The organism is Variovorax frigidus (assembly GCF_051216515.1).
Taxonomy (GTDB): Bacteria; Pseudomonadota; Gammaproteobacteria; order Burkholderiales; family Burkholderiaceae_C; genus Variovorax.
Genome location: NZ_JBPJZF010000008.1, coordinates 125,597 through 142,945, shown reverse-complemented (window position 1 = coordinate 142,945; position 17,349 = coordinate 125,597). Strand labels below are relative to the sequence as shown.

The following is a 17,349-nucleotide window of genomic DNA, read 5'->3' as shown; positions in this document are numbered from 1 at the left end:
GCCACCCCCCTCTCCGGGGGCAACACCAGCGGCCCGGCAAAGCCGGTTCCGCGGTGTTCCCCGCATGGATCGGAGGCTGAAATGACCGATCTCGACGCTGTTGCCGATTTCCAGTCGGCCCTGTTGCGCAAGGCGCGCTGGCACCCGCTCGAATTCGTGGTCTGGGCCGCGGCCTTCGCGCTGCCGCTCGTGATGCCTTCGCATTCGCTGCTGGTCAACGAGATCGCCATCGTCGCGCTGTTCGCGATGTCGCTCGACCTGATCCTGGGCTACGCCGGCATCGTGTCGCTGGGCCACGCGGCCTTCTTCGGTTTCGGCGCGTATGCGGCGGCGCTGTTCGCCAAGCTCGTGATGCCCGATCCGACCGTGGGCCTGGTGTTCGCGACCGTGCTGTCGGCCGTGCTGGGCCTGATCGCCAGCGTGACGATCCTGCGCGGCAGCGACCTCACGCGGTTGATGGTCACGCTGGGCACCGCGCTGTTGCTGCTCGAACTCGCCAACAAGCTCGACTGGCTCACCGGCGGTGCCGACGGCCTGCAGGGTGTGGTGATGGGGCCGGTGCTCGGCGTGTTCGAGTTCGATCTGTACGGCCGCACGGCGGCCTGGTATTCGCTGGCCGTGATGCTGGTGCTGTTCCTGCTGATGCGCCGCCTGGTGCATTCGCCCTTCGGCGCCACGCTCAAGGCGATCCGGGACAACCGGCTGCGCGCGATGGCCATCGGCATCCCGGTGGTGTCGCGGCTCGCGACGGTCTACACCATCGCTGCCGGCGTGGCGGGTGCCGCGGGCGCGTTGCTGGCGCAGACCACGGGCTTCGCCTCGCTCGACGTGCTGGCCTTCGACCGCTCGGCCGATGTGCTGCTGATGCTGGTGATCGGCGGCGTGGGCTGGCTCTATGGCGGCGTGGTGGGGGCCATCGTGTTCAAGCTGCTGCAGACCTGGCTCTCGTCCGTCACGCCGCAGTACTGGATGTTCTGGATCGGCCTGATCCTGGTGCTGCTGGTGCTGGTGGGACGCGACCGTCTGCTCAAGCCCTGGACATGGTTCGGCGCGGGCGCCGGAACGAAGAAGAAGGAGGGCGCGGCATGACCGACACCGTGCTCTCGACCCAGGGCCTGGTGATGCGCTTCGGCGGCATCACCGCCACCCACGACGTGACGATGGAACTCAAGCGCGGCGCACGCCATGCGCTGATCGGCCCCAACGGCGCGGGCAAGACCACGCTGATCAACCAGCTGACGGGCGTGCTCACGCCGAGCGAAGGCCGCATCACGCTGCTGGGTGAAGACATCACGACCCTGGCACCGCACCAGCGTGTGGCGCGCGGGCTGGTGCGCACCTTCCAGATCAACCAGCTCTTCGATTCGATGACGCCGCTCGAGACGCTGGCGCTGGTGGTGTCGCAGCACCAGGGCATCGGTGCGCAGTGGTGGCGGCCGCTGGGCTCTGCCAAGGCGGTGACGGCGCGCGCGGCACAGCTGCTCGAACAGTTCCATCTGGCCGACGTGGCGGGACAACCCACGAAGCAACTGGCCTACGGCAAGCGCCGGCTGTTGGAGATCGCGATCGCGCTGGCCTGCGAGCCGCGCGTGCTGCTGCTCGACGAGCCGGTGGCCGGCGTGCCCGCGGGCGAGCGCGAGGAGTTGCTGCAGACTGTTTCCGCGCTGCCGGCCGAGGTCACGGTGCTGCTGATCGAGCACGACATGGACCTGGTGTTCGGCTTCGCCGATCGCATGACGGTGCTGGTCAACGGCGCGGTGCTGACCGAAGGCACGCCCGAGGCCATCGCGGCGGACCCGCGCGTCAAGGAGGTCTACCTCGGACACGGAGCCCTGCATGACTGAGCCGCTGCTGCAGATCGACCACCTGCGCGCCGGCTACGGCGAGGCGGTGGTGCTCGACGGCGTGTCCTTCGCCCTGGCCGAGGGGCGCACGCTCGCACTGCTGGGCCGCAACGGCACCGGCAAGACCACGCTGATCAACACGCTGGCCGGCGTCACGCGACAGCACGGCGGGCGCATCGCGCTGGCGGGTGTCGAATTGAACCGGCTCGCGCCGCACCGCCGCGCGGCGGCCGGGATCGGCTGGGTGCCGCAGGAGCGCAACATCTTCAAGTCGCTCACGGTGCACGAGAACCTGACGTCGGTGCAGCGCCCCGGCAAGTGGACGCCCGACGGCGTCTACGCGATGTTCCCGCGGCTCGCCGAGCGCAAGGGCAACCTGGGCACGCAGCTCTCGGGTGGCGAGCAGCAGATGCTCGCGGTGGGCCGCGCGCTGGTGCTCAACCCGCGGCTGCTGCTGCTCGACGAGCCGCTCGAAGGGCTGGCGCCGATCATCGTGGAAGAGCTGCTGCGCGCGATCCGCCGCATCACGCAGGCCGAGGGGCTGGCCGCGATCATCGTCGAGCAGCATCCGCAGGCCGTGCTCGCGATCTCCGACGAGGCGGTGGTGCTCGACCACGGCCGCGTGGTGCATGCCTCGAGCGCGCCTGCGCTGCGCGCGCAGCCCGCGCTGCTCGACCGCTTGCTCGGCGTGGCGCGATAGTTACAGCGCCGCGAAATCCGAGCGCGGCGGCGGTGGCGTGGTCGGCAGCACCAGGCGGAAGGTCGCGCCGCCGTCGCCGGTCGCGACCAGGCTCACCTCGCCGCCATGCCGGCGCGCGATCTCGCGCGACAGGTGCAGCCCCAGGCCCGAGCCCGCCACCTTCGCCACGCTGGCCGAGCGGTAGTAGGGCGCGGGCGTCGTGCCGACCGTCAGCGGGAAAACGAAATGGTGGTCGGCGATTTCGCGCTGCGCGAAGGGCATTCTCGCGCCGAGGGCCGTGGCGATGTGGCCGCCTTGCCCGTCGGGTGCGTACAGCGTCACCTCCTGCAACCGGGCCGGCAGGATGCGCAGCAGCCAGCGCTCCGGCGTCTCGGATGCACGCGCGAGTGAGAGGCGCAGCCAGACCACGTCGTGGGTGAAACCCGCCACGAGGGGGCGGGCCAGCGGCACGAAGTCCCGGCTGTGTGGCCCTCGGCTGACGGCCTCGATGTCCCAGGCGCCCGAGGGATCGCTCAGCACGTCGACGGCGCCCGCCGGCAGCATCGGACGCTCCAGGCCGTCCGAGGGGGTCAGTGTCAACGCGCCCCACGCCGGTGCGGTCAGACACAAGCAGAGCGCCACCAGACAGCGCCGCAGCAAGGAGGGGAAAAACATCAGCGGGAGCGCGTTCCAGAACAAGAAAAGCGAGGTGGGCGTGAATTCCTGTCGGACGCGACCGAAAAGACGTAATTACAATTTATTAAGAATTATGAAAATTAACACCGTTCCGCGACGTCTTCGGGTTCATGTCGTTGAAGACGATGACGATCTTCGCGAAGAAATGCTCTTCAGTCTGGCTGCATTGGGATTTCAGACCGCCGGGTTTCCGGCGGCGCCCGAGTTCTACAAGGCATTTGCCATCGCGCCCTGCGACGTGGCTGTGATCGACATCGGTCTGCCGGGCGAAAGCGGGCTGTCGATCGTGTCGCACTTGCGTGCCGCGGGCGGCGTGGGCGTGGTGCTGGTCACGGCGCGTGGCCAGCTGGACGAGCGGCTGCTGGGCCTGCGCACGGGTGCCGACGCCTATCTCGTCAAGCCGGTGCACATCGACGAGCTGGCCGAGACCTTGAACGCGCTGGGGCGGCGCCTGCCTGCCAAGGAGGTTCCGGTGGTCGATGCGCCGCCTTCGGTCGAAACGCGCGCCGCCTCCTGGCGCCTGCTGGAAGGCGAATGGATTCTCAGCGATCCGGACGGCCTGGAAATGAAGCTCACCACCAGCGAGCGCGCCTTCATGGGCTGTCTGTTCCGCCGCCGTGGTCAGACGGTGAGCCGGGACGAGCTGATCCTGGCGCTGGGCGGGGATGTCTTCGATTTCGACGGTCATCGTGTCGACGCCATTGCGAGCCGGGTGCGCCGCAAGGCGCGCAAGCTGGGCATGCGCCTGCCCCTGTATTCGGTGCGCGGCACCGGCTACGTGCTGGCCAAGTAACACGTCGCTGCGACAGCGGCAAAAGAATCGGAGACCGAAACCGCCGGTCTCCGCGCCGTGCCGTGCGTTCACATTTGAAAGTGCGGCGCGCTCAACGCCGCCAAGTACACCGAGGCCATGGTCGGCCGAACGCGCCGTGGTCCGCCTCGACGGGAAGCTGGTGCGCAATTGGGACTGGATGCTCGAACTGCGCTCGCTGCGCACCAAGGAACTGCAGGACCGCAAGACCGGCTGGCTCACGGCCGGGTACTACCACGTCAACGAGAACTTCAAGGTCGGCGTCGGCTGCAACTTCGCCGACTACTCCGACGACCTGACCGACCTGAGCTACCGCAGCAAGGGCTTCTTCCTGAACGTGCTCGGGGAGTTTTAACCGAGTCTTCCACCGGAGGGGCTCCATTCCAGGGACAGCACGGAACCGGCTTTGCCGGGCCGCCGGTGTCGCCCCCTGGGGGGAGGGCGAAGCGACACGCAGTGCGCGAGCCTTCGGGGGGGGGGGTTATATGGGTAGAGCAGTCGTCGTCTTGACCTTGTCGAGCACGAAGCTCGTCTTGCAGTCCTGCACGCTGGGGTGCTTGAGCAGCGTGTCCATCACGAAGCGCGAGTAGTGCGCCATGTCGGCCACCACCACGCGCAGCAGGTAGTCCATGTCGCCGGTGAGCGAGGCGCACTCGATCACCTCGGGCCAGCCCTGGATGGACGCGCGGAAGGCGTCCATCGGGTTGCGCTTGTGGCTCTCGGTGTGCTTCTCCAGCCGGACGTTGATGTAGGCCGTGAGCGGCAGGCCCACGCGCTCGGGCCGCAGCAGCGCGACGTAGCCCTGGATCACACCCGATTCCTCCAGCCGCTTGACGCGCCGCAAGGTGGCGGACGAGGACAGGCTGACCTGCGCGGCCAGCTCGTCGTAGGTGGCACGGCCGTTGGCCTGCAACGCGCGAAGTACGCGCAAATCAATGGTGTCGAGTTCGACTGGAGCGCTCATGCGTCATATTTTGCAGGAATCCTGCGTGTGCTGCCCGTGCACGACCCCAAGTTGCAGGAATCGTGTGTGCCGAGCGCCTAGCATCGAGTGCAACCCCACCTGATTATTCTGGAGACACACGATGGCCGATCTGTACGACAACCCCATGGGCCTTCAAGGCTTCGAATTCGTCGAGTTCGCATCCCCCACGCCGGGCGTGCTCGAACCCGTGTTCGAGATGATGGGCTTCACGCTCGTCGCCAAGCACCGCTCCAAGGATGTGGTGCTGTTCCGCCAGGGCGACATCAATTTCATCGTCAACCGCGAACCCAAGAGCGCCGCCGCGTACTTCGCGGCCGAGCACGGCCCCTCGGCCTGCGGCATGGCCTTCCGGGTGAAGGATGCCCACAAGGCCTACAACCGCGCGCTCGAACTCGGCGCGCAGCCGATCGAGATCGCCACCGGCCCGATGGAACTGCGCCTGCCGGCCATCAAGGGCATCGGCGGCGCGCCGCTGTACCTGATCGACCGCTTCGAGGAAGGCAAGTCGATCTACGACATCGACTTCGAATTCATCGAGGGCGTGGACCGCCATCCGGTCGGCCATGGCCTGAAACTCATCGACCACCTGACGCACAACGTCTACCGCGGCCGCATGACCTTCTGGGCCGACTTCTACGAGAAGCTCTTCAACTTCCGCGAGATCCGCTATTTCGACATCTCGGGTGAATACACCGGCCTCACGTCGAAGGCCATGACGGCGCCCGACGGCATGATCCGCATCCCGCTGAACGAGGAATCGAAGAAGGGCGGCGGCCAGATCGAGGAGTTCCTGATGCAGTTCAACGGCGAAGGCATCCAGCACATCGCCCTGATCTGCGACAACCTCCAGGACGCGGTCGACAAGCTGGCCCTGGCCGGCGTGCAGACGGCCACCGCCCCCAACGACGTCTACTACGAGATGCTCGACGGCCGCCTCCCGGGCCACGGCCAGAACGTGGCGGAACTGCAGGCACGGGGCATCCTGATGGACGGCACCACCGAGGGTGGCAATGCCCGCCTGCTGCTGCAGATCTTCTCCACGCCGACCTTCGGACCGGTGTTCTTTGAGTTCATCGAGCGCCGCGGCGACTACCGCGAAGGCTTCGGCGAAGGCAACTTCAAGGCGCTGTTCGAATCGCTCGAACGCGACCAGATCCGCCGCGGCGTCCTAGACACCACCGAGGCCTGAACATGCTGGCCGCCGAAGCGACCAAGCACGGGCTCGCGGCCGGTGATGCCGCCATGCCCGAGCGACCGGACTGGACCATCGACCAGGGCTGGCAGAACTACACGCCGGCCGAGCATGCGGTGTGGAAGACGCTGTTCGAGCGCCAGACGAAACTGCTGCCCGGCCGTGCCTGCGACGAATTCGTCGAGGGCATGAAGAACCTGCCGATCGGCGCCGACCGCATCCCCGACTTCGAGGAACTCAGCGAGGTGCTGATGCAGCGCACCGGCTGGCAGGTGGTGGCCGTGCCGGGCCTGGTGCCGGACGAGGTGTTCTTCGAACACCTGGCCAACCGTCGCTTTCCGTCGGGCAACTTCATCCGCAAGCCGCACGAGCTCGACTACCTCGAAGAGCCCGACGTGTTCCACGACGTGTTCGGCCATGTGCCGATGCTGATGAACCCGTCCATCGCCGACTACATCCAGGCCTACGGCCAGGGCGGTTTGCGCGCGAAGGAACTGGGCGTGCTCGACAAGCTGGCGCGGGTCTACTGGTACACGGTCGAGTTCGGCCTGATCCAGCAACAGGACGGCCTGCGCATCTACGGCGCGGGCATCGCGTCCTCGCGCACCGAGAGCGTGTTCTCGCTCGACGACGCCTCGCCCAATCGCATCGGTTTCGACCTGGAGCGCGTGATGCGGACGAACTACCGCATCGACGATTTCCAGGAAAGCTATTTCGTCATCGACAGCCTGGCGCAGTTGCTCGAACTCGCGAAGATCGACTTCGCCCCGATCTACGACCGCATTGCCGGCCAGCCCGAGCACCAGCCCGGCGACGTGCTGCCCAGCGACCGCGTGCTGGTGCGCGGCACGGGGCAGTACCACGACGCCAAGCGCCGGACTGCATCAGCAGCCGCCTGAGCAAGCACGTCCGGTCTTTTCCAGGGACACCGCGGAACGGGCTTCGCCCGGCCGCCGGTGTCGCCCCCTGGGGGGAGGGCGAAGCGGACACGAAGTGCCGCGCCGCCTTCGGGGGGCTAATATTCAGCGACCTTGCGCCCGATCTCCGGCCAGCGCGCATGCAGCCAGACCCACGCCACCAACCCGATCCCCATCATCAGGATCGACGTCACGGCCAGGGCCAGCGTCGAATGCATCACCAGCGGCGCGATCACGCCGGCCACCAGGCCGTTGGCCGTCGAGCCGATCACCGCCTGCAGCGACGAGGCCATGCCGCGGCGCTCGGGGTGCAGGTCGAGCACCAGCAAAGTCACGACCGGCACCATCAGCGCCCAGCCGAAGGCGAAGAAGCCGATCGGCCACATGGCCCAGGCCGCATGCGGCGCGAACAGGGCGTTGGCCACCACGTTGACCACGGAGGTCGCCAGCATGATCACGAAGCCGTCACGGATCTGCCGCTTGGGCGGCACCTTGCCGGCCATGCGTCCGCTGACCCAGGCGCCGGCCATGATGCCGCCGATGGTCAGCAGGAAGAACCAGAAGAATTGCGTCGGGGCCAGGCTCAGGTGGTCGCCGAGGAAGGCCGGCGCCGAGAGCACGTAGAGGAACATGCCGTTGAAGGGCACGCCGCTCGCGAGCGCGAGCAGCAGGAAACGGGGGTCGGAGCACAGTTCGCGGTAGCCCCGCATCAGATGACCGGCCCGGAAGGATTGACGCTGTGTCGGGTGCAGCGTCTCGGGCAGCAGCTTCCAGTTGGCCACGAACAGCACCACGCCGACGCCGACCAGGAACCAGAAGATGCTGTGCCAGCCCGCGTGCACGAACAGAAAGCCGCCGACGATCGGGGCGATGGCCGGCGCCACGCCGAAGTAGATCGTGACCTGCGCCATCACTTTCTGCGCCTCGGCCGGCGGGAACATGTCGCGGATCACCGCACGCGAAACCACGATGCCCGCACCGGTCGACAGGCCCTGCAGCGCCCGGAACAGCACCAGCTGGCCGATGGTCTGCGAGAGCGCGCAACCCAGCGACGCGATGGTGAACACCGCCAGCCCCCATAGCACCACGGGCCGTCGGCCGAAGCTGTCCGACAGCGCGCCGTGGAACAGGTTCATGAAGGCGAAGCCGAACAGGTAGGCCGACAGCGTCTGCTGCATCTCGACCGGCGTCGCACCGATCGAGCGCGCGATGCCCGAGAACGCCGGGATGTAGGTGTCGATGGAGAACGGGCCCAGCATGCCGAGCACGGCGAGCAGCACCGCGAGGGCCCAGCGGGGCGCTTTCCAGAGGGTTTGTGCGTCGGGATTCATGCAAGCGGTTCCGGCTGATCGGGGCGGAAAAAGAAAGAGCGCCCGAAGGCGCTCATAGTATTTACCAGAAACACCGCGGAACCGGCTTCGCCGGGCCGCAGGTGTTGCCCCCGGTAGGGGGTGGGAGAAGCGACACGCAGTGCGCGAAGCCTGGGGGCGAGCTCAAAGTGTATCGATGAACGAACGCAGCTTGTCCGAACGCGACGGGTGCTTGAGCTTGCGCAGCGCCTTGGCCTCGATCTGGCGGATGCGTTCACGGGTCACGTCGAACTGCTTGCCGACTTCTTCCAGCGTGTGGTCGGTGCTCATCTCGATGCCGAAGCGCATGCGCAGCACCTTGGCTTCGCGTGGCGTCAGCGAGTCGAGGATGTCCTTGACCACGTCGCGCAGGCCGGCCTGCATCGCGGCCTCGATGGGCGCCGTGTTGCTGCTGTCCTCGATGAAGTCGCCCAGGTGCGAATCGTCGTCGTCGCCGATCGGCGTTTCCATGGAGATCGGCTCTTTCGCGATCTTCATGATCTTGCGGATCTTGTCTTCCGGGATCTCCATCTTCGCGGCCAGGATGCCGGCGTCGGGCTCGAAGCCGAACTCCTGCAGATGCTGGCGCGAGATGCGGTTCATCTTGTTGATCGTCTCGATCATGTGCACCGGAATCCGGATGGTGCGCGCCTGGTCGGCGATCGAACGCGTGATGGCCTGGCGAATCCACCAGGTGGCATAGGTCGAGAATTTGTAGCCGCGACGGTATTCGAACTTGTCGACCGCCTTCATCAGGCCGATGTTGCCTTCCTGGATCAAATCCAGGAACTGCAGACCGCGGTTGGTGTACTTCTTGGCGATGGAGATCACGAGGCGCAGGTTGGCCTCGATCATTTCCTTCTTGGCATCGCGCGACGAGCGTTCGCCGTCGTTCATGCGCTTGTTGATTTCCTTGAGCTGGGTCAGCGGCACCACCACGCTCGACTGGATGTCGGCGAGCTTCTGCTGCAGTTCCTGCACCGGCGGGATGTTGCGCGCGAGCACCGTGCTCCACGGCTTGCCGGCAGCGGCCTGCTTCTCGACCCACTTCTGGTTCAGCAGGTTGGAGGCGATGCGGTTGCCGTTCTTGTCGTAGCCGCTGAAGTCGCGGATGAAGTCTTCCTGCGGGAAGCCGCACTTGTCCACGATGATGCGGCGCAGCTCGCGTTCCTTCTTGCGCACGTCGTCGACCTGCGTGCGCACCAGGTCGCACAGCTTCTCGATGGTCTTGGCCGTGAAGCGGATGGTCATCAGCTCGTCGGACATGGCCTGCTGCGCCTTGGCGTAGGCCGGCGTGCCGTAGCCTTCCTTCTCGTAGATCTTGTGGATCTTCTCGAACATGGCCGCGATGCGGTCGAAGCGTTCGAGCGCATCGCGCTTGAGTTCTTCGAGCTTCTTGGTCAGCGCCTTGGAGCCGCCCTTGCCGTCGTCGTCGTCTTCTTCGTCGAATTCGTCGAAGTCCTCTTCGGCCACATAGTCGTCGGCCTCGTTCGGGTTCGAGAAACCGTCGACGATGGTCGAGATCACGACCTTGCCGTCACGGATGGTGGCGGCCATTTCCAGGATCGCGGCGATGGTCGCGGGCGATGCGGAGATCGCCTCCATCATGGCCATCAGGCCGCCTTCGATGCGCTTGGCGATTTCGATTTCGCCTTCGCGCGTCAGCAGCTCGACCGTGCCCATTTCGCGCATGTACATGCGGACCGGGTCGGTGGTGCGGCCGAATTCGCTGTCCACCGTGGAGAGCGCGGCTTCGGCTTCTTCTTCGGCTTCCTCGACGGTGGCGGCGGTCGGCGCGACGTTGTTCTGGAACAGCGTCTCGGCATCCGGCGTCTGCTCGTACACGGCCACGCCCATGTCGTTGAGCATCGTGACCACGACTTCCATGGTCTCCGCATCGACCAGCTTGTCGGGCAAGTGGTCGGAGATTTCGCCTTGCGTCAGGTAGCCGCGGGTCTTGCCCAGCGTGATCAGGGTCTTGAGGCGCGAACGGCGCTTGGCCATGTCCTCTTCGGACAGGACGGTTTCGTCCAGGCCGAATTCCTTCATCAAGGCGCGTTCTTTCGCCTTGCTGATCTTCATGCGCAGCGGCTTGACCTTCTCGACAGTGGCCGTCTCGGTGCTGGCAGCGGCGGGCTCTTCTTCGGCGAACTCGGCTTCGACGTCGGAGAAGTCCTCTTCGATCTCACCGGCTTCGGCGCCGGCCTTGGGCTTGCGGCCGCGCTTGGCGCCGGTGGCGGGCGTGGCGGCACCGGCCGCTTTGGGGGGGCGACCGACCTTCTTGGCGGTGGCGGGGGCGGCGGCCTTGGCGGCGGCGGTCTTGATCGGGTCGGCTGGAGTCGTTTTCGTGGGCACGGGTTTCACTTTCGTTGCGGCAGTCGCCTTGGACGCGGTGGCACTCTTCTTTGCAGGTGCAGGCGATGCTGTCGCTTTCAACGGTTTGGCCCCGACGGGTTTCTTGGCAACGGACACGGCAGGCTTCTTTGAACTGGGCATACAACCTCGTAGGACAAGAATGAAACAAGCGGAATCACAGGCGCCACTGACCCGGCGCGGGCACGGACACAGGTAACGAGGAAGCGAGTCACGTCGACACGACGGAGCAAGGCTCCCCGTGCGAGCGAACCGGAGTCCCCTCAGGAAGCAAGATGTAGGGCGAACATTTGGTATGCAATCCTTGCGGTGTATTGGCCCGTTTCCCTTTGGGAAGTGCGTTGCGCGTGGGGCCGGCCCGGAGGTGTTGCTGTCGCTCTTGCTTCATTCGCCGCGAGGCGAAGCCTTACATTATAGCGCCAAAGCCATTTTTCAATGGGGGTTGTCCTTATCCGGGCACCGAAGGCTTCAGCCGATGGCGCAATTCGAGCCGCCGCGTCTCGAGCGCCTTGTAGCGCTCCAGCGCTTGCGGGTCGCTGCCCACCGCGGCGATCGCCTCGCTCTGGCGGGCCTTGAGCAGGTCGTCGAGCATGAAGTCGAGCACGTTGCGCAGCTCCTTGGCTGCATCGGCCGCCTGCTCGCCCTCGGGGTCCGCGACGGGGCCGCCGTCCGGGCCGGTCATGAGGCGTTCGGTCATGGCCTCGAAGGGCTGGCCGCGCAGGCCTTCGCGCAGGGCGGCCCAGGGCTGGACGCCATGCTCGTGCATCTGGCCGTCGAGCCAGGTGAACAGCTGGCCGTGCTCGCCCGGCAGCGCGCACAGCAGCTCGTGCAGTTCGTGCGACTGGGCTTCCCATTCGTGCATGTTCGACAGCAGCAGCCGCGCGGCCACGTCGGCCCGGCCCGGCGGGCGCAGGCGCGGGCGGGTGGCCGAACCGTCGGTGGCGCCGAAGGCACCGCGCGCGCTGCGCCAGTCGCCGCCCTTGCCCTTCCCCTTGCCGCCTTTGCCGCCCCAGCTGCCGCGGTCCTTGCGGTTGCCCCAGCCGGAGCTGATGGGCGTGCCGTCGTCCTCGTAGCGGGGGGCACCCCCTGCCTGGGCGCCGGGGGAGCCCTGGTAACCCTGGTAACCCTGGGAATCCGACGCGACGGGATAGTCGAGATAGTCCGGCGGCGCGTCGCGCGACGCCTCACGGGGTGCGTCGCGGCGGGCCCCGCCGCGCGCCGGGGCCGCGGCGGACCACAGGGCCTCGATGTCCGCGGCGCCGAGCTGCACCAGTTCGGCGATCTCGCCCAGCAGCTGCCGTTTCAACGCGCCGTCGGGCATGGCGCTCCAGAGCGGCCGGGCGTTGGCCGTCATGTGGGCGCGGCCCTCGGCGCTGCCGAGGTCGCAGCCTTCGCGCGCGGCCTCGATCATGAAGCGGCTGAGCGGCGTGGCCTCGCTCACGAAGCGGGCGAAGGCCTCGGCACCGTGTTCGCGGATGAAGCTGTCGGGGTCGTGCTCGGCCGGCAGGAACAGGAACTTGACGCTGCGCACGTCGGTGGCATAGGGCAGGGCGCCGTCGAGCGCCTTGCGTGCCGCGCGCCGGCCCGCTGCATCGCCGTCGAAGCTGAAGACCACCGAATCGGTGAAGCGGAACAGCTTCTGCACATGCTCGGTGGTGCAGGCCGTGCCCAGCGTGGCGACGGCGTTCGGAAAGCCCAACTGCGCCAGCGCGACCACGTCCATGTAGCCCTCGGTGACCAGCGCATAGCCGCGGTCGCGGAAGGCGGCGCGCGCCTCGTACAGGCCGTAGAGCTCGCGGCCCTTGCTGAAGACCGGCGTCTCGGGCGAGTTGAGGTATTTGGGCTTCTCGTCGCCCAGCACGCGGCCACCGAAGCCGATGCACTCGCCCTTGACGTTGCGGATCGGGAACATCACGCGGTCGCGGAAGCGGTCGTAGCGCTTGTCCTCGCCGTCCTCGCCCACGATCACCAGGCCGCTTTCGGCCAGCAGCGGGTTGTCGTACTCGGGGAACACGCTGGCCAGCGTGCGCCAGCCCGGCGGCGCGTAGCCGATGCCGAACTGCTTGGCGACCTCGCCCGAGACGCCCCGGCCCTTGAGGTAGTCGATGGCGCCCGGGGACTGCCGCAGGTGCTTGCGGAAGGCCTCGCCGGCCTTCTCGAGCACGTCGGTCAGCGTGGCCTGCTTCTGCCGCTGGTTGGCGGCGCGGGCGCGCTCCTCGGGCGAGGCGTCGTCCTCGGGTACCTGCAGGCCGTACTGGCCGGCCAGGTCGTGCACCGCTTCGACGAAGCCCATGCCCGCATGTTCCATGAGGAAACCGATGGCGTTGCCGTGCACGCCGCAGCCGAAGCAGTGATAGAACTGCTTGGTCGGGCTGACGGAGAACGAAGGCGACTTCTCGCCGTGGAAGGGGCACAGCCCCATGAAATTGGCGCCGGCCTTCTTGAGCGGCACGTAGCGCCCGACGATTTCCACCACGTCGGCGCGCGCGATGAGTTCCTGGATGAAAGAAGCGGGGATGGTCATGGTGGCGCGGAGCGGCAAATCATACGCAAGCGGCTGACACGGCGCGCGGACACATGTCGGCATACTGCGTTCGACACCTCTCTCATTTCATGCCCAACCCCCGCTTCGTCCACGTCACCCCGCTGCTGCAGCATCCGCTTCGCTTTCTGTGGTCGGCTCTGAAAGGTTTCAAGGCCAACCAGGGCTTGCTGCTGGCGGGCGCCGTGGCCTATTACGCGCTGTTGTCGATGGTGCCGCTGCTGATCCTGAGCGTGATCGCGCTGTCGCACGTGATCGAGCAGGCCGAACTGTTGGCCACCGTGGGCCGCTACCTCGAATGGCTGCTGCCGGGCCAGTCGCGGGCGGTGGTCGACGAGCTGCGCAATTTCCTCGCACACCGCGACGTGCTCGGGCCGGTGCTGCTGGTGACCATGATCTTCTTCAGTTCGCTGGCCTTCACCGTGCTCGAGAGTGCGATGGCGAACATCTTCCACCACCGCAAGGCCGAACGGTCGCGGCACTTCCTGGTGTCGGCGGTGATGCCCTACCTCTACATCCTGTTCCTGTGCGTCGGCCTGCTGCTGGTGACGCTGGTGTCGGGTGCGCTGCAGCTCATCGGCCAGGAAAGCGTCGAACTGTTCGGCTACAGCTGGTCGCTGTCCGGCGTCTCGGGCGTGCTGCTCTATCTGCTGGGGCTGGCGGGCGAGATCTTCATGCTCACCTCGCTGTACCTGGTGATGCCCGTCGGCCACCTGTCGCTGCGCCACGCCCTGCTGGGCGGCGTCACCGCCACGCTGCTGTGGGAAATCACGCGGCGCCTGCTGGTCTGGTATTTCTCCACCTTGTCGCAGGTGAGCGTCGTCTACGGCTCCCTCACCACCGCCATCGTGGTCCTGCTGAGCCTGGAAATCGCCGCCACGCTGGTGCTCTTCGGCGCCCAGGTCATCGCGCAGTACGAGCGGCTGGAACGCAAGCAGGCCGTTCCAGCCGTTTCATAGCGCGCAGGCGAAAGGCCAGAGACACCGCGGAACGGGCTTTGCCCGGCCGCCGGTGTCGCCCCCCTGGGGGGGAGGGCAAGCGGACACGAAGTGCCGCGCCGCCTTCGGGGGGGGAGTTATTTCGGCGCGAGCCGGATCGCCCCGTCCAGCCGGATCACCTCGCCATTCAGCATCTCGTTCTCGATGATGTGCTTGGCCAGCTTGGCATAGTCCTCCGGCGTGCCCAGGCGCGACGGGAAGGGCACGTTGGCGGCCAGTGCGTCCTGCACTTCCTGGGGCATGCCGAACAGCATCGGAGTGCCGAAGATGCCGGGAGCGATGGTCATGTTGCGGATGCCGCTGCGCGCCAGGTCGCGTGCGATCGGCAGCGTCATGCCCACCACGCCGCCCTTGGAGGCCGCGTAGGCGGCCTGGCCGATCTGGCCGTCGTAGGCCGCGACCGAGGCGGTCGAGATCAGCACGCCGCGTTCGCCCGTGGCTTCGGGCTCGTTCCGGGCCATGGCATCGGCGGCCAGGCGGATCATGTTGAAGCTGCCGATCAGGTTGATCGTCACGGTCTTGCTGAAGGCCGCCAGCGCGTGCGGGCCGTTCTTGCCGACCGTCTTCTCGCCGATGGCGATGCCGGCGCAGTTGACCAGCCCGACCAGCTTGCCCAGCTTCAGGGCCGCGGCCACGGCGGCCTGGCCGTCGGCTTCCTGCGTCACGTCGCAGCGCACGAACACGCCACCGATCTCGCGGGCCACGGCCTCGCCCTTGTCGGCCTGCATGTCGGCCACCACCACCTTGGCGCCCTGGGCTGCCAGCATTCGTGCCGTGCCCTCGCCCAACCCCGAGGCAGCGCCCGTGACGATGAAAACCTTGCCTTCGATCTGCATGTTCGTATCTCCTGATGTAGAGCGGGGATTATCGAAGACTGGCCTGGCGGGCACCAAGGTGCGCGCCCATGAAAAAAGGCCCCGTCGAAAGACGGGGCCTTGAAAGGGTCCACGGGGGACCCAGGAGACAACTTGCAAAAAGGCTCAGCGCTTGCGCGAAGCGGTCTGGGCGGTGGTCTTGGCGGCGTTCACGGCGGTGGTGGACACCGCGTTGAAGTTGGCTTCGGCCACATCCGAGGCTTGCTTGACGGCCTTCTGGACCGATTCGAAGGCATTGTTGGCCGCGGCGACGGCGCTCTTCATCACGGCGACGGCGGTTTCCGAACCGGCCGGGGCGTTCTTGGCGGCGCTGTCGACCAGACCGACGAAGGACTGCTGGGCTTCAGCGGCCTTGGCTTCGAAAGCCTTGCCGAATTCGCTGCCGGCGCCTTGGGCGATGTCATACAGGTGACGGCTGTAGGCAGCGGTCTTTTCGGCCAGCGGCTGGAACAGGCTGGCTTGCAGGGCCAGCAGCTCCTGGGCGTCCTTGACGCTCAGCACCGCTTGCGTGGTGTTGGCGGCTTCGCTCAGGGCGGCCTTGGAAGCGGTCACGTTCAGCTCGACGAGCTTTTCGACGCCTTCGAAGGCCTTCGAGGTCAGGCCGAACAGGGTTTCGAGGTTGGCTTTTTGGGCGGCGAGGATTTGGTCAGCGGTCAGTGCCATGGTGTTAGCTCCAGAAATGATGATGGAATGGATCACGTTTGCGCTGCCCCTGTCTCGTCTATGTTGCGGTGCAGCATGGTGCCAAGTATAGGGAGATGCGCACGGCAAGCAAGGGTTTGAGCGCCTGTTGCCGCAGTTTAGAAGGCAGGGTCTAAAACGGTGCGAACCTGCGCCGGCGCAGGGCAGGCGCCGCTTTCGCGGGGCTGGCAGAATGCCGCGCCATGACGCCTTCTCCGTCCCCCCGTCCCCGTCCCGACCACCGCGACAGCTACCGCGCGTTCCGCCGCATCTCGACCCGCTGGGCCGACAACGACATGTATGGACACGTCAACAACGTCGTCTACTACGGCTGGTTCGACACGGCGGTCAACGCGCTGTTGATCGAGCGCGGCGCGCTGGACATTCACCAGGGGCGGACGATCGGCTTCGTGGTCGAGACGCACTGCAACTACTTCGCGCCGCTGGCCTTCCCTCAGACGGTGGAAGCCGGCATCCGCGTGGCCCATGCCGGCGGGTCGAGCGTGCGATACGAGATCGGCCTGTTTGCCGAAGGTGCTGCCGACGCCGCTGCGCAGGGGCACTTCGTGCATGTGTACGTGGACCGTGCGACACAGCGTCCTGTGCCCTTGCCCGAAGCCTTGCGCGAGGTGGTCGAGTCCTTGAAGCCCTGACGCACGAGCGGCGCCCGAGGGCGCCGCATCGATTCGTCGAGGAAGACGATTACATCTTCTTCATGGCCTTGATGTCGGCCTTGCCCTTGGCTTCGTCGGCCTTGGCTTGCTTCACGCAGGCGCTCTTGGCGTCACCGGTCTGGTCGTCGCACTTTTCCTTGGCGACGTTGTAGGTCATCGCGACCTTTTCTTCCGCGACCTTGCGCGCATGGGCGTCGCTCGGCTTGTATTGCTGTTCGAGGTCGGCCTTGGCAACCTTCTCGGTGCCTTCGGCTTCCTTCTGGCACACGTCCTTGGCGTTGTCCTTCAGCGTGTCGCATTGGGCCTTGGCGACCTTGTAGTCGGCTTCGATCTTTTCCTTGGCGACCTTGTATTCGTCCTTGGTCAGGGCGCTCGCCTGGGCGCCGATGAAGCAGGTCGAAGCGATGGCGAGCATGAGCAGATGTTTTTTCATGAGAGTTCTCTGTTGAGTTTTTGGATGGGTTTTTGGAGAGGGGAAATCTGAATTCGCGTGCTCAGTACTTTTCGAACCAGAGCGTGCTGGGCGTGCGGCCTTCAGCCGATTCCCAGGTCTTGACCTGCTGTTCGGCTTCTTCGCGGCTGATGCCATGACGTTCCTGGATGCGGCCGAGCAACTGATCGCGCTTGCCGGCGATGACGTCGAAATCGTCATCGGTCAGCTTGCCCCATTGCTCTTTGACCTTGCCCTTGAGCTGCTTCCAGTTGCCTTCGATGGTGTCTTTGTTCATGACGG

General features: G+C 66.4%; 18 protein-coding genes. 9 read left to right on the top strand and 9 right to left on the bottom strand.

From position 1 onward, the window contains the following. The first annotated feature begins 81 nt into the window (after positions 1-81). Genes ACSFBC_RS23900 through ACSFBC_RS23890 form a run of 3 tightly spaced genes read left to right on the top strand, consistent with a single transcriptional unit; the run spans position 82 to position 2,544 of the window. Complete coding sequence (locus ACSFBC_RS23900) at positions 82-1,089, top strand: branched-chain amino acid ABC transporter permease (protein WP_435512820.1); 1,008 nt, start codon at positions 82-84, stop codon at positions 1,087-1,089. Continuing rightward, positions 1,086-1,844, top strand: a complete 759-nt coding sequence (locus ACSFBC_RS23895; protein WP_435512819.1) for an ABC transporter ATP-binding protein — start codon at positions 1,086-1,088, stop codon at positions 1,842-1,844. The genes ACSFBC_RS23900 and ACSFBC_RS23895 overlap by 4 nt, the downstream gene beginning before the upstream one ends. Beyond that, a complete protein-coding gene (locus ACSFBC_RS23890; protein ID WP_435512818.1) occupies positions 1,837-2,544 on the top strand; it encodes an ABC transporter ATP-binding protein in 708 nt (235 codons plus the stop codon). Before ACSFBC_RS23895 ends, ACSFBC_RS23890 begins: the two co-directional genes overlap by 8 nt. On the opposite strand, the gene ACSFBC_RS23885 is transcribed toward ACSFBC_RS23890, so the two are convergent. After that, positions 2,545-3,123, bottom strand: coding sequence for a 7TMR-DISMED2 domain-containing protein (locus tag ACSFBC_RS23885; protein ID WP_435512817.1), 579 nt, complete (start codon positions 3,121-3,123; stop codon positions 2,545-2,547). It lies immediately after the preceding gene. Positions 3,124-3,232: 109 nt separating this feature from the next. Between ACSFBC_RS23885 and ACSFBC_RS23880 the strand changes: the two genes are divergently transcribed. Together ACSFBC_RS23880 and ACSFBC_RS23875 are read left to right on the top strand one after the other, a co-directional pair. Next, on the top strand, positions 3,233-4,012 hold the full coding sequence (locus ACSFBC_RS23880; protein WP_435512816.1) for a response regulator transcription factor: 780 nt from the start codon (positions 3,233-3,235) through the stop codon (positions 4,010-4,012). A gap of 136 nt (positions 4,013-4,148) precedes the next feature. Further along, positions 4,149-4,385 carry a hypothetical protein gene (locus ACSFBC_RS23875; RefSeq protein WP_435512815.1) on the top strand — a complete coding sequence of 79 codons (237 nt, stop codon included), beginning with the start codon at positions 4,149-4,151 and terminating at the stop codon, positions 4,383-4,385. Between the two features lie 126 nt (positions 4,386-4,511). Here the strand turns inward: ACSFBC_RS23875 and ACSFBC_RS23870 are convergent, their stop codons facing one another. Next, complete coding sequence (locus ACSFBC_RS23870) at positions 4,512-4,994, bottom strand: Lrp/AsnC family transcriptional regulator (RefSeq protein WP_183023974.1); 483 nt, start codon at positions 4,992-4,994, stop codon at positions 4,512-4,514. Positions 4,995-5,115: 121 nt separating this feature from the next. On the opposite strand from ACSFBC_RS23870, the gene hppD reads away from it, so the two are divergent. Both hppD and phhA read left to right on the top strand, forming a co-directional pair. Then, entirely contained in the window at positions 5,116-6,204 is a 1,089-nt protein-coding gene (gene hppD / locus ACSFBC_RS23865) for a 4-hydroxyphenylpyruvate dioxygenase (protein ID WP_435512814.1), read from the top strand. A gap of 2 nt (positions 6,205-6,206) precedes the next feature. Then, complete coding sequence (phhA, locus tag ACSFBC_RS23860) at positions 6,207-7,106, top strand: phenylalanine 4-monooxygenase (protein WP_435512813.1); 900 nt, start codon at positions 6,207-6,209, stop codon at positions 7,104-7,106. A gap of 116 nt (positions 7,107-7,222) precedes the next feature. Here phhA and ACSFBC_RS23855 read toward each other — a convergent pair whose 3' ends face one another. From ACSFBC_RS23855 to dnaG, 3 genes are all read right to left on the bottom strand, one after another. After that, a complete protein-coding gene (locus ACSFBC_RS23855; protein ID WP_435512812.1) occupies positions 7,223-8,455 on the bottom strand; it encodes a multidrug effflux MFS transporter in 1,233 nt (410 codons plus the stop codon). Positions 8,456-8,617: 162 nt separating this feature from the next. Next, a complete protein-coding gene (rpoD, locus tag ACSFBC_RS23850) occupies positions 8,618-10,969 on the bottom strand; it encodes an RNA polymerase sigma factor RpoD (RefSeq protein ID WP_435512811.1) in 2,352 nt (783 codons plus the stop codon). 325 nt (positions 10,970-11,294) lie between these two features. Beyond that, entirely contained in the window at positions 11,295-13,370 is a 2,076-nt protein-coding gene (dnaG, locus tag ACSFBC_RS23845) for a DNA primase (RefSeq protein WP_435512810.1), read from the bottom strand. An 89-nt stretch (positions 13,371-13,459) separates the two neighbouring features. Here dnaG and ACSFBC_RS23840 point away from each other — a divergent pair, with 89 nt between their 5' ends. Next, on the top strand, positions 13,460-14,347 hold the full coding sequence (locus ACSFBC_RS23840) for a YihY/virulence factor BrkB family protein (protein ID WP_435512809.1): 888 nt from the start codon (positions 13,460-13,462) through the stop codon (positions 14,345-14,347). Between the two features lie 116 nt (positions 14,348-14,463). Here the strand turns inward: ACSFBC_RS23840 and ACSFBC_RS23835 are convergent, their stop codons facing one another. Both ACSFBC_RS23835 and ACSFBC_RS23830 read right to left on the bottom strand, forming a co-directional pair. Further along, complete coding sequence (locus ACSFBC_RS23835; RefSeq protein ID WP_286552236.1) at positions 14,464-15,222, bottom strand: 3-hydroxyacyl-CoA dehydrogenase; 759 nt, start codon at positions 15,220-15,222, stop codon at positions 14,464-14,466. A gap of 144 nt (positions 15,223-15,366) precedes the next feature. Then, positions 15,367-15,924, bottom strand: coding sequence for a phasin family protein (locus tag ACSFBC_RS23830; protein WP_286552238.1), 558 nt, complete (start codon positions 15,922-15,924; stop codon positions 15,367-15,369). A 221-nt stretch (positions 15,925-16,145) separates the two neighbouring features. Between ACSFBC_RS23830 and ACSFBC_RS23825 the strand changes: the two genes are divergently transcribed. Further along, the gene (locus ACSFBC_RS23825) at positions 16,146-16,595 is read left to right on the top strand and encodes an acyl-CoA thioesterase (RefSeq protein ID WP_435512808.1); all 450 of its coding nucleotides are present in this window, start codon (positions 16,146-16,148) and stop codon (positions 16,593-16,595) included. A gap of 49 nt (positions 16,596-16,644) precedes the next feature. Here the strand turns inward: ACSFBC_RS23825 and ACSFBC_RS23820 are convergent, their stop codons facing one another. Together ACSFBC_RS23820 and ACSFBC_RS23815 are read right to left on the bottom strand one after the other, a co-directional pair. Beyond that, complete coding sequence (locus ACSFBC_RS23820; RefSeq protein ID WP_435512807.1) at positions 16,645-17,049, bottom strand: hypothetical protein; 405 nt, start codon at positions 17,047-17,049, stop codon at positions 16,645-16,647. Between the two features lie 61 nt (positions 17,050-17,110). Further along, positions 17,111-17,344, bottom strand: a complete 234-nt coding sequence (locus ACSFBC_RS23815; RefSeq protein ID WP_435512806.1) for a CsbD family protein — start codon at positions 17,342-17,344, stop codon at positions 17,111-17,113. Positions 17,345-17,349 lie beyond the last annotated feature (5 nt).

Excerpts from the sequence above, each read along its gene's own strand:
- ACSFBC_RS23835 (WP_286552236.1), bottom strand. The coding sequence starts at position 15,222 with ATGCAGATCGAAGGCAAGGTTTTCATCGTCACGGGCGCTGCCTCGGGG.
- hppD (WP_435512814.1), top strand. The coding sequence starts at position 5,116 with ATGGCCGATCTGTACGACAACCCCATGGGCCTTCAAGGCTTCGAATTC.
- ACSFBC_RS23890 (WP_435512818.1), top strand. The coding sequence starts at position 1,837 with ATGACTGAGCCGCTGCTGCAGATCGACCACCTGCGCGCCGGCTACGGC.
- ACSFBC_RS23895 (WP_435512819.1), top strand. The coding sequence starts at position 1,086 with ATGACCGACACCGTGCTCTCGACCCAGGGCCTGGTGATGCGCTTCGGC.
- ACSFBC_RS23900 (WP_435512820.1), top strand. The coding sequence starts at position 82 with ATGACCGATCTCGACGCTGTTGCCGATTTCCAGTCGGCCCTGTTGCGC.
- ACSFBC_RS23815 (WP_435512806.1), bottom strand. The coding sequence starts at position 17,344 with ATGAACAAAGACACCATCGAAGGCAACTGGAAGCAGCTCAAGGGCAAG.
- ACSFBC_RS23855 (WP_435512812.1), bottom strand. The coding sequence starts at position 8,455 with ATGAATCCCGACGCACAAACCCTCTGGAAAGCGCCCCGCTGGGCCCTC.
- ACSFBC_RS23825 (WP_435512808.1), top strand. The coding sequence starts at position 16,146 with ATGACGCCTTCTCCGTCCCCCCGTCCCCGTCCCGACCACCGCGACAGC.
- ACSFBC_RS23870 (WP_183023974.1), bottom strand. The coding sequence starts at position 4,994 with ATGAGCGCTCCAGTCGAACTCGACACCATTGATTTGCGCGTACTTCGC.
- phhA (WP_435512813.1), top strand. The coding sequence starts at position 6,207 with ATGCTGGCCGCCGAAGCGACCAAGCACGGGCTCGCGGCCGGTGATGCC.
- ACSFBC_RS23830 (WP_286552238.1), bottom strand. The coding sequence starts at position 15,924 with ATGGCACTGACCGCTGACCAAATCCTCGCCGCCCAAAAAGCCAACCTC.
- ACSFBC_RS23820 (WP_435512807.1), bottom strand. The coding sequence starts at position 17,049 with ATGAAAAAACATCTGCTCATGCTCGCCATCGCTTCGACCTGCTTCATC.
- rpoD (WP_435512811.1), bottom strand. The coding sequence starts at position 10,969 with ATGCCCAGTTCAAAGAAGCCTGCCGTGTCCGTTGCCAAGAAACCCGTC.
- dnaG (WP_435512810.1), bottom strand. The coding sequence starts at position 13,370 with ATGACCATCCCCGCTTCTTTCATCCAGGAACTCATCGCGCGCGCCGAC.
- ACSFBC_RS23840 (WP_435512809.1), top strand. The coding sequence starts at position 13,460 with ATGCCCAACCCCCGCTTCGTCCACGTCACCCCGCTGCTGCAGCATCCG.